This window comes from Enterococcus avium ATCC 14025 (assembly GCF_000406965.1).
GTDB classification, from domain to species: domain Bacteria; phylum Bacillota; class Bacilli; order Lactobacillales; family Enterococcaceae; genus Enterococcus_A; species Enterococcus_A avium.
On sequence record NZ_KE136363.1, the window covers coordinates 156618 to 167532 of the forward strand.

The window sequence follows — 10915 nt, forward strand, 5'->3', positions numbered from 1 at the left end:
CTGGTAATGCTTCGTTGCTTCACGCAAGATCCGTGTCACCGTCCCATCCGAGACGAAGTACTTCTTAGCGATTAGTTTACGTGATTGATTTTCGTACAGTTCCATGAGAATCGCCTGCTTCAGTTCCTTTGTTAGTTGATGATGTTCATCAACTAAGTCCGTTTTCGCAGAAAAGGTCCGTCCACAATCATGGCAGAGAAAACGGGTACGTTTTAATTCTAAAATAGTTAACTTTTCTTTGACTTTCAACATCTGAGTGCGTGTCGTATAGGAACCGTTGCGGATAATACGAATCGATCCACAGTGTTCACAATGGGAAGGTGAGTCATCCAATCTCCCTTTAATAAACTGCGCTTGAACGCCTTTATATTCTTTTTCAATCAGCCATTCTTCATCAAAAAATAAATGTTTATCTGTTAATCCGAGTAATTTTCTAGTATGATTATCCATTGAGAGACTCCTTTGGTAGGGTGACGTTTTGGTCAACTAAATTTTACCAAAAGTGAGTCTCTTTTTGAGTTGAAACGAAGAAAAAAGTGTTAGTAGAAAATCGCCTTCGATTTTCAACCAACACAAAATATTATAGAACCGTTTAGTCAAGGGAGTAGGGGCTTTTGGAAAACAGCGGATTTATCAGTTTGCGAAAAAGCATCAATGGTGGGAGTTGAATGGATTAGACATTAGGCTTACGGCTCAGACAACGAAGAAAAATGATTGGGATGAATGGACGAAGGAACGGCTTCAAGAAATTGAAAGCACGCACCAATATATCACGATTGAAGATCAGGCTTATCCAGAAACATTGCGACAGGTTTCAACGCCACCATTGGTCTTGTTTTACAAAGGAAATTTAGCATTACTAGAAAGAGAAAAGCTGGCGATTGTTGGTGCTAGAGAAGCGACGGAATACGGGTATCATGTCCTGCAGAAAATAATGCCTGAGCTTACGAAACGCGGTTTTGTGATTGTCAGCGGTTTGGCTAAAGGAATTGACAGCTTTGCTCATCAATTTTCTATCAGCAATCAGGGGAAAACCATTGGTGTAGTAGGCACAGGTCTAGATATTTGTTATCCTAAATCTAGTGGCAATTTACAAATTGAAATGAGTCAGCATCATTTAGTTTTAAGTGAATATCCTAATGGTACGAAGCCTGCGAAGTTTCATTTTCCAATGCGCAATCGCATCATCGCCGGATTAAGCAGTGGTGTGCTTGTGGTAGAAGCAAAGAGACGCAGTGGTTCGTTAATTACTGCTCAACAGGCGTTGGATTATGGCAAAGATGTTTTTGCGGTTCCTGGATCGATTTTGGATGAGCGTTCCAGTGGCTGTCATCAGTTGATTCAAGACGGTGCAATCTGTGTTGAAAAAACACAAGATATTTTTGATTCCTACGATTTATGGAATAAAATTCATTAGCCGCGACTTGACAAACAAAATTTGAATAGCGTATTATAGGCTACGATTTGTCAGTAGTTACCGATATATAATAGTAGAAAAAATTGAGGAGGCAAAAACATTTGGCCTATAAATACCTAGTTATCGTGGAATCACCAGCAAAAGCAAAGACGATCGAAAAATATTTGGGAAGAAACTATAAGGTCGTAGCAAGTGTTGGACATGTGCGGGACTTACCCAAAAGTAAGATGGGGATTGATGTGGAAAATAATTATGAACCCCACTATATTTCTATTCGAGGCAAGGGCGATGTTATCAAAAGTTTGAAACAAGCGGCTAAAAAAGCGCAAAAAGTTTATCTTGCAAGTGACCCGGATAGAGAAGGAGAAGCTATCGCGTGGCATCTCTCTTATTTATTAGGATTGGACTTAAAGGATAAGAATCGTGTTGTATTCAATGAAATTACCAAGGATGCAGTAAAGGCAGCCTTTAAAGAACCTCGTTCCATAGATGTTTCGCTAGTAGATGCACAGCAAGCACGTCGGGCATTGGATCGCCTTGTTGGTTACTCCATTTCACCGATTTTATGGAAAAAAATCAAAAAAGGTTTGAGCGCTGGTCGTGTTCAGTCGATCGCCTTAAAAATGATTATTGATCGTGAACAAGAAATTCGTGATTTTGTGCCAGAAGAATACTGGAGCATTGATGGAAACTTCAAGAAGAAAACCAAGAAGTTCAAAGCGAATTTCTGGGGTGTCGATGGCAAGAAGAAAAAATTGCCAAATGCCGAAGCAGTGAAGGAAGTTACAGCTAGAATTGACGGCAAGGACTTTGAAGTGACTAAAGTTGAGAAAAAGGAACGCAAAAGAAATCCGGCATTGCCATTTACCACGAGTAATATGCAACAGGAATCTGCTCGTAAGTTGAACTTCCGTACTAGAAAAACCATGATGGTAGCACAGCAATTGTATGAAGGGATCGCTCTTGGGAAACAAGGCACAGTTGGTCTGATTACCTATATGCGTACAGATTCGACTCGGATCTCGGATACAGCAAAAGCTGAAGCAGCTGAGTTCATTGAAGAAAAATATGGTAAAGAGTATTCGCAGCATCATGCCCGTAAAGCGAAAAATCCTCAAGGGGCTCAAGACGCTCATGAGGCAATCCGTCCGACAAGTGTACGACGGACACCTGAAGAAATGAAGCAATATTTAGACAAGGATCAATTAAAGTTATACACCTTAATTTGGTCACGCTTTGTTGCTAGCCAAATGACTGCAGCGATTCTTGATACGATGAAAGTGACATTGGAACAAAACGGCGTCATCTTTATCGCCAACGGGTCGAAAATCAAGTTCAAAGGATTCATGCAGGTATATATTGAAGGCCGTGATGACGGAAAAGAAGACAAAGAAAATATTTTACCTGAACTTGAAAAGGGCGAAGTTGTTCAATCTGTTAATATTGAAAATAAACAGCACTTCACTCAGCCGCCTGCACGATTTAGTGAAGCAACACTGATCAAAACATTGGAAGAAAACGGAGTTGGTCGTCCGTCAACTTATGCGCCAACCTTAGATACAATCCAACGTCGTTATTATGTGAAATTAACGCAACGGCGTTTTGAACCAACAGAGCTTGGCGAGATTGTCAATAATCTGATCGTTGATTTCTTCCCGCAAATCGTGGACGTCAACTTTACAGCAGAAATGGAAAACGATTTGGATAAGGTGGAAGAAGGCAAGGAAGAATGGACAACCGTTGTGGACCGTTTCTATAAACCTTTTGCTATTGAACTGGAAAAAGCTGAAGAAGGTATTGAAAAAATTCAGATCAAAGACGAGCCAGCGGGGTTCGATTGCGATGTCTGTGGACATCCAATGGTGATCAAATTGGGACGTTATGGGAAATTTTATGCCTGTAGCAACTTTCCGGATTGTCGCAACACTAAACCAATCATCAAAGAAATCGGTGTTGAATGCCCTGTTTGTCACAAGGGACAAGTGGTTGAACGGAAATCCAAGAAGAATCGCTTGTTCTACGGATGTTCACGGTACCCAGACTGTGACTTTACTTCTTGGGATAAACCAATTGGCCGGACATGTCCGAAAGACGGCGGTTATCTAGTTGAGAAGAAAGTCAAAGGCGGGAAACAGGTTGTCTGTGTGAATGGTGATTACGAAGAAAAAGTACAAAAATAAGTGATACTAAGTGAGGATTAAATGGTAAAAACAGTGAATGTTATCGGAGCGGGTCTTGCTGGAAGCGAAGCCGCTTGGCAGTTAGCAGAAGCAGGGGTTCCAGTGAATTTATATGAGATGCGCCCGGTGAAATCAACAGCAGCACACCACACGGCTGATTTTGCGGAGCTTGTGTGCAGCAACTCCTTACGAGGAAATGGATTGACGAATGCGGTGGGTGTTCTGAAGGAAGAAATGCGTCGCTTGAATTCTTTAGTCATCAGCTCTGCGGACGAAACGGCGGTACCAGCGGGTGGTGCGCTTGCAGTGGACCGAAATGATTTTTCTGGATTGATTACACAGAAGTTGAAAACTCATCCATTGGTGACCGTTATTTCAGAAGAAATTACAAAAATTCCTAAAGGGATTACCATCATCGCGACAGGTCCTTTGACCTCAGAAGCTTTAGCAGAAGAAATAGCGGAATATAATGGCTCTCATGGTTTTTATTTTTATGATGCAGCAGCGCCCATCATCGATAGCTCCACTATTGATCGTGATAAGGTCTATTTGAAGTCTCGTTATGACAAGGGAGAAGCCGCATATCTGAATTGTCCGATGACTGAAGAAGAGTTCATGCGTTTTTATGAAGCATTAATCACTGCGGAGGTTGCTCCACAAAAAGAATTTGAGAAAGAAAAATTTTTTGAAGGCTGTATGCCGATCGAGGTTATGGCTAAGCGGGGAATCAAGACGATGTTGTTTGGTCCAATGAAGCCAGTGGGATTAGAAGATCCAAAAACTGGAAAACGTCCGTATGCTGTAATTCAACTACGTCAGGATAACGCAGCCGCATCAATGTACAATATAGTTGGTTTTCAAACGCATTTAAAATGGGGCGAACAAAAACGGGTCTTCCAGATGATTCCCGGCCTAGAGAATGCTGAATTCCTGCGTTATGGAGTGATGCATCGCAACAGCTTCATGAATTCACCAGAGCTTTTAAGACCTACTTATCAAAGTAAAAAGCGTGATGATTTATTCTTTGCGGGTCAAATGACAGGCGTGGAAGGATATGTCGAAAGTGCGGGTAGCGGGTTAGTCGCTGGTATAAATGCGGCTCGATTGGCGAAGGGTGAAGAATTGATCGAATTTCCTCATGAAACGGCGATTGGCTCGATGGCCTATTACATTACCCATGCAGAAGGCAAACATTTCCAACCAATGAATGCAAACTTTGGGTTATTTCCTAGTCTTCCAGAACGAGTTCGCGATAAAAAATTGCGCTATGAAACACTTGCAGAGCGTGCTTTGAACGCTCTCGCTGAAATGAATATTTAGAAAAATTTCCGTTGCTTCGGCAATGGGATTTTTTTATTTTGACAAAATAAATCGGATTCATGTTTGATTTGAAGGCAATTATGAAATATCTGTAAAGAATTGTTAGTATATTCGTGAAAAGTCAATAAATTCTGACAATTCAATTGTAATTAAAAAGTTCTTATGCTACATTTGTGATATGTTTGTGAGGTGAGAAAAAGTTTGGAAAATGAAGCAGCCATGCAAGAGTTTATGGGTTATTTAATGACTGAACGCGGGTACTCTGAAAAGACCAAAGAGGCTTATCAACGCGACTTAAATGACTTTTGTCAGTTCTTAGAAAATTCAGGAGAGTCTTCATTATTAACAGTCGATCATTTAGACGTAAGGGTTTATTTGTCTTACTTAAATGATTTAAAATACAGCCGCAACACCATTAGTCGTAAGATTGCCAGTTTACGCTCTTTTTATCAATACCTTTTAAAGCATGAAAAAATTAAAGAAAATCCTTTTTCTTACGTGCATCTCAAAAAGAAACACGCTCGTTTGCCACGCTTTTTTTACGAAAAGGAAATTGAAGTATTATTTGCTAATGTGGACGGTACGAAACCGTTGGACCAACGGAACCGTGCCTTGTTAGAAGTACTTTACGGATCTGGGCTTCGGGTTAGTGAATGTGCAAATCTCAAATTATCAGTTATCGACTTTGATAACAGTGTTCTGTTGATTCATGGAAAAGGGAATAAAGATCGTTATGTGCCATTAGGTTCTTACGCAGCGGATGCGATCCAGGAATTTGTGGGTGATGGACGTAAAAGGCTAATGACACGTTTTGGCAAGGAGCATGACTATTTATTCGTAAACCACCGTGGAGAACAGATTACTTCAACTGGGATTGAGTATGTACTGAAGCAAATCATTAAAAAGAGCAGTTTAAATAGTGATATTCATCCACACATGCTTCGACACACCTTTGCAACACATTTACTGAATAATGGCGCAGATTTGCGTACAGTTCAGGAACTACTAGGACATGCGAATTTGTCTACAACACAAATCTATACGCATGTGACCAAAGAAAGTCTACAAAAAAGTTATCGCTCATTTCATCCAAGAGCTTAGAGGACAGTTTAAAATAAAGGAGAGAAAAAGATGTCAGAATCACAATTTCATTCAACTACGATCTGTGCGATTGAAAAAGACGGAAAATTAGCAATGGCTGGTGACGGTCAAGTGACCATGGGAGAGCAAGTTATTATGAAGGGGACTGCGCGTAAAGTTCGTCGTATCTATAACGGCAAAGTCGTTGTCGGATTTGCCGGCAGTGTGGCTGACGCATTTACCTTAGAAGAAAAATTTGAAGGCAAGCTAAATGAATATAATGGTAATTTGCAACGGGCAGCCGTCGAACTTGCACAGGAATGGCGGACACAGCAAGCAATGAAAAACCTAGAGGCATTATTGATTGTCATGAATGATGAAGAAATGCTGCTGGTTTCCGGAAACGGCGAAGTAATCGCTCCTGATGATGGCATTTTGGCTATCGGTTCAGGTGGAAATTATGCATTGGCCGCAGCGCGTGCTATGAAAAAACACAATACAGAAATGTCTGCTAAAGAAATCGCAGAAAGCGCATTGAATATTGCAGCAGATATTTGTGTCTTTACGAACCATAATATTATTGTTGAGGAAATGTAGACTGATTTAATTTCAAAACAATCAATTTAGGAGCAAGGAGAATCCAGATGACTGAAGTTAATAAAACACCAAAAGAAATCGTCAGCGAGTTAGATCAATACATCATTGGACAAGATGAAGCAAAACGCTCTGTAGCGATTGCTTTAAGGAATCGTTATCGCCGAATGCAGTTAGAAGAAACGATGCAGCAGGAAGTAACACCCAAAAATATTTTAATGATCGGACCTACAGGTGTAGGGAAAACGGAGATTGCTCGACGTTTGGCGCGAATCGTCAAGGCGCCTTTCGTTAAAGTCGAAGCAACTAAATTCACGGAAGTAGGCTATGTTGGTCGTGACGTTGAGTCAATGGTTCGTGACCTTGTCGAAAATGCGATTACGATCGTTGAAAAGGAACAATACTCAAAAGTGTATTCACAAGCCTTAAAACGTGCTAATAAACGCTTAGTGAAGATTTTAGTTCCTGGCATTAAGAAAGAGCAAAAACAAAGTAATAACCCTTATGAACAAATGATGAATATCTTCAACCAAACACAAACCGAACCAAAAGAAGAAGTAACTGAGGATATCAAGGTAAATCGTCAAACAGTTCTTGATCAGTTGGAAAAAGGTCTATTGGATCAGCGAGAAGTAAGCATTGAGATCACTGAACCGAAAAAAACGATGCCGATGAACAATGGGCTAGAACAAATGGGTATCGACCTTTCAGACACATTAGGCGCGTTAACTCCTGAGAAAAAGGTTCAACGCACAGTGACTGTCAAAGAAGCCCAAGAGCTATTAGTTAAAGAGGAACAGGCCAAACTGGTTAATGAAGGTGATATTTATACAGCAGCGATCAAGTTAGCAGAAAGCTCGGGGATTATCTTCATTGATGAAATCGATAAGATCACATCTAAATCACAGCAAAATTCCGGGGAAGTCTCTCGTGAAGGCGTCCAACGTGATATTCTGCCAATCGTAGAAGGTTCACAGGTCAATACGAAATACGGCGCGATTCAAACGGATCATATTTTGTTTATCGCTAGTGGTGCGTTTAGTTTGTCTAAACCGAGTGATCTGATTCCCGAACTGCAGGGACGCTTCCCAATCCGTGTAGAGTTAAGCGATCTTACAGCGGAAGATTTCGTTCGAATCTTGACTGAACCAAATAATGCGTTGATTAAGCAATATATCGCTTTAGTCGGCACCGAAAATGTCAAAATTATTTTCACGCAAGAAGCCATTGAACGAATTGCTCAAATTGCCTTTGATGTGAATCGGGAGACAGACAATATTGGGGCACGGCGTTTGCACACGATCTTGGAAAAATTATTAGAAGATCTTTTATTTGAAGCGCCAGACATGCAAATGGGTGAGATAAAGATTACAGAAGCATATGTGGATGAAAAATTAGCTTCAATTGCTCAAAATAAAGATTTAAGTCGTTTTATTCTGTAAAAATGGAGGGGAAAAAGTGGAAACATTATTAGAGAAAACACGTCAGATTAATAAGTTGATGCAGCAAAAAAATGCCTTCGAACCAGCTGCAGAGTTACCTTACAACAATATGGCGCGGATTTTAGGGGACGTCTTAGGCTCTTTGACGTACATCATTGGAGCCGAAGGTGAATTGTTGGGATTAAATGAAAAGATCGATATCAATACTGATCGCGTCCGTTCATTTCTGGTTGACCGTCAATTTCCAGATAGCTATGTTTCAGGAATGAAGGAAGTTTTTAAAACGGAGGCCAACATACCAGTTGCAAACGAGTTGACGGCCTTTCCAACTGAGCGGGCGGAACTTTACCCAAATGGATTGACGACGGTCATTCCAATTTTTGGTTCAGGCGAACGTTTAGGAACGATCATCTTAGCACGGACAGAAGGAGCTTTTGATGACGATGATCTGGTATTAGCTGAATATGGTGCCACAGTTATTGGAATGGAAGTCCTTTATCAGCAATTCTTGAATGTCGAGGAGAAGATCCGCAGTCAAACGGCGGTTCAAATGGCGATCAGTACACTTTCGTATAGTGAATTAAAAGCAGTTAAAGCGATTTTTGATGCATTGGAGGGCGATGAAGGCCGCTTAACCGCTTCAAATATAGCCGATAAAATCGGTATTACGCGTTCAGTGATCGTTAATGCGTTGCGAAAATTAGAGTCTGCTGGAATTATTGAATCTCGTTCGCTAGGTATGAAAGGGACGTATCTGAAGGTTTTAAATCCATTATTCAAGGATGAACTGGTTCGTCATAAATAGGTTTAATCTCATAATACGCAGATTCCTTTTTTATAAAAGGAGTCTGCGTTACACTATTGGAGATACATGACGTGGAAAGCAAATCTTTTCTACAAGAAAACTATGCGTTAGCAGGGACAAGGAGTGGGGAATTATGTCAGTAACAATCAGCAATGGCTTTTTGGAAGCAACGATCAATGAAAAAGGGGCGGAGCTGGCTAGTTTGTGCGCCAATCAGATTGAGTACATTTGGCAGGCAGATCCAAAGTATTGGAACCGTCATGCACCGTTCTTATTTCCGTTCGTCGGCCGTTTAAAGGATAATCAATATACCTATAAAGGTAAAACTTATCCGATGGGGCAACATGGATTTGCTCGAGATAAGGAGTTTAAAGTACTTGAGCAAGCAGAGGATAAAGTTTCCTTCTTACTTGAAAGTGATGAAGAAACGAAAAAAATTTATCCATTTGATTTTGCTTTATTGATCAGCTATGAAATTTGGGGAGAAGGAATTCGTATTCGTTTCAATGTTGAGAATACGGGTACCGAAGAGATGATCTTTGCACTAGGAGGACATCCCGCCTTCAATATTCCTCTGACAGAGGATTTAAGTTTTGAAGATTATTTTATTGCATTTTCTCCACAAAAATCACGAGTTAAAATTCCTTTAGAGGGTCCATTTGCCAATTTGGATCAAAAAACCATTGGACAAACCAATACGAATATTCAATTGAGTCACGATTTGTTCAGAGAAGATGCCTTAATCTATGAAACAAAGGGATTGAACGCATATACTTTAGGGAGTGAAGAATCACCTCACAGTGTCACGTTAGCCTACAATAATATTCCTTATGTCGGATTATGGTCTCCGTATCCTGCTGAAGCACCATTTGTTTGCATTGAACCATGGTGGGGTTTTGCTGATACAGTCGACAGCAATGGACAGTTGGAAGACAAAGAAGGGATGAATCGCTTGGCTGCGAAAGAAACCTTCAAAACCGAGTTTTCAATTACTGTTAGTTAGAAAAAAAAGTCGAGAAATACTAGAGCTATCTAAAACGATAGATTAGTATTTCGGTTCTATAATATTTGGTGTTGTTACTCTTTCTGAGTGAGAACACCAAGTATTTTTTTATACAAAAAGACATTTGGTTGTCCTATAATTAAATCGCTGAACCCAATCATAGGAGGCGAACCAAATGTCCAGTATTAAGAATATCAAATATAAAGATAATTGCCTAGACAAAACCATCAAACAAATCCTAAATATTCATGATTCCAATATTACTTTTCCTAAAGACGCCGTCTCAAAAGAAAAAGTCCATGACAGAATGGCCACCGTCTTTACTGGTCGACTGAGCTATCCCTCTCCTCGGTGTGAGTGTTGCGGCTACGACTCCGTCATCCATCATGGCTACAAAGATAGCTGGATTCAATTACTCCCTTATCAAGAAGTGTCTACCTATCTTCATCTCTATAAACAACGGTTTTATTGTAAACAGTGTCATCATACCTTTTCAGCTAAAACCTATTATGTCGCAGAAAACTGTTATCTCTCCCAAGCGCTCAAGTTTGCGATCGCTGTTGATTTAAAGAAGAAAATTTCGATGAAAGATATCGCTCAACGTTACTTGGTTTCCGCTAAAACGGTCGAACGGGTCTTGGATTCTTTTTTTGAAGAACCACGACTGAAGCCCAATTACTTACCCAAACATCTCTTGATTGATGAATTCAAAGGAACTAAGGACTGTCAGGGCGCCATGTGTTTTATTCTCAGTGACGCGGATACGGGGAAAATCTTTGATATTTTAGAGGATCGAAGAAGCTTCAAGCTGATCGCCTATTTCATGCGCTTTACTTATCACGCACGGAAACACGTTTCTCATGTCGTGATGGATATGAATGCGGGCTATGATTCTGTGACAAAGGTCGTTTTCCCAAATGCTCGGATCTCTATTGATCGGTTCCATGTAATCCAACAACTCAATCGTGCGTTTAACAAACAACGGATAAAAACCATGAATCACTTGAAAAAGAGCGACCCGCAAGCCATGAAAAAGTATCGCAAGCTTAAGAAATATTGGCGAACCATTCTGAA

At 40.4% G+C, this 10915-nt stretch carries 10 protein-coding genes; 9 read left to right on the top strand and 1 reads right to left on the bottom strand.

All coding sequences use genetic code 11. The annotated features are described in order from the left end of the window. The coding region (locus tag OMU_RS10920) for an ISL3 family transposase (RefSeq protein WP_016179972.1) at positions 1-450 on the bottom strand (450 nt) is incomplete at its 3' end. A 178-nt stretch (positions 451-628) separates the two neighbouring features. Here OMU_RS10920 and dprA point away from each other — a divergent pair. The 9 genes from dprA to OMU_RS10965 all read left to right on the top strand — a co-directional run. Then, positions 629-1417 (top strand): DNA-processing protein DprA, encoded by a 789-nt coding sequence (gene dprA / locus OMU_RS10925; RefSeq protein ID WP_282706979.1) that lies wholly within the window; start codon positions 629-631, stop codon positions 1415-1417. A gap of 101 nt (positions 1418-1518) precedes the next feature. Next, positions 1519-3597, top strand: a complete 2079-nt coding sequence (gene topA / locus OMU_RS10930) for a type I DNA topoisomerase (protein ID WP_016179974.1) — start codon at positions 1519-1521, stop codon at positions 3595-3597. A 21-nt stretch (positions 3598-3618) separates the two neighbouring features. After that, positions 3619-4917 carry an FADH(2)-oxidizing methylenetetrahydrofolate--tRNA-(uracil(54)-C(5))-methyltransferase TrmFO gene (gene trmFO, locus OMU_RS10935; RefSeq protein WP_016179975.1) on the top strand — a complete coding sequence of 433 codons (1299 nt, stop codon included), beginning with the start codon at positions 3619-3621 and terminating at the stop codon, positions 4915-4917. A gap of 219 nt (positions 4918-5136) precedes the next feature. Further along, positions 5137-6018, top strand: coding sequence for a tyrosine recombinase XerC (xerC, locus tag OMU_RS10940; protein ID WP_071879967.1), 882 nt, complete (start codon positions 5137-5139; stop codon positions 6016-6018). Positions 6019-6048: 30 nt separating this feature from the next. Continuing rightward, complete coding sequence (gene hslV, locus OMU_RS10945; protein ID WP_016179977.1) at positions 6049-6594, top strand: ATP-dependent protease subunit HslV; 546 nt, start codon at positions 6049-6051, stop codon at positions 6592-6594. A gap of 47 nt (positions 6595-6641) precedes the next feature. Further along, positions 6642-8033 carry an ATP-dependent protease ATPase subunit HslU gene (gene hslU / locus OMU_RS10950; protein ID WP_016179978.1) on the top strand — a complete coding sequence of 464 codons (1392 nt, stop codon included), beginning with the start codon at positions 6642-6644 and terminating at the stop codon, positions 8031-8033. Positions 8034-8049: 16 nt separating this feature from the next. Next, entirely contained in the window at positions 8050-8838 is a 789-nt protein-coding gene (codY, locus tag OMU_RS10955; protein ID WP_016179979.1) for a GTP-sensing pleiotropic transcriptional regulator CodY, read from the top strand. Positions 8839-8971: 133 nt separating this feature from the next. Beyond that, on the top strand, positions 8972-9841 hold the full coding sequence (locus OMU_RS10960) for an aldose 1-epimerase family protein (protein ID WP_016179980.1): 870 nt from the start codon (positions 8972-8974) through the stop codon (positions 9839-9841). Positions 9842-10016: 175 nt separating this feature from the next. After that, on the top strand, positions 10017-10915 hold an 899-nt coding region (locus OMU_RS10965; RefSeq protein WP_016179981.1), incomplete at its 3' end, for an ISL3 family transposase.

Excerpts from the sequence above, each read along its gene's own strand:
- trmFO (WP_016179975.1), top strand. The coding sequence starts at position 3,619 with ATGGTAAAAACAGTGAATGTTATCGGAGCGGGTCTTGCTGGAAGCGAA.
- xerC (WP_071879967.1), top strand. The coding sequence starts at position 5,137 with ATGCAAGAGTTTATGGGTTATTTAATGACTGAACGCGGGTACTCTGAA.
- hslV (WP_016179977.1), top strand. The coding sequence starts at position 6,049 with ATGTCAGAATCACAATTTCATTCAACTACGATCTGTGCGATTGAAAAA.
- hslU (WP_016179978.1), top strand. The coding sequence starts at position 6,642 with ATGACTGAAGTTAATAAAACACCAAAAGAAATCGTCAGCGAGTTAGAT.
- OMU_RS10960 (WP_016179980.1), top strand. The coding sequence starts at position 8,972 with ATGTCAGTAACAATCAGCAATGGCTTTTTGGAAGCAACGATCAATGAA.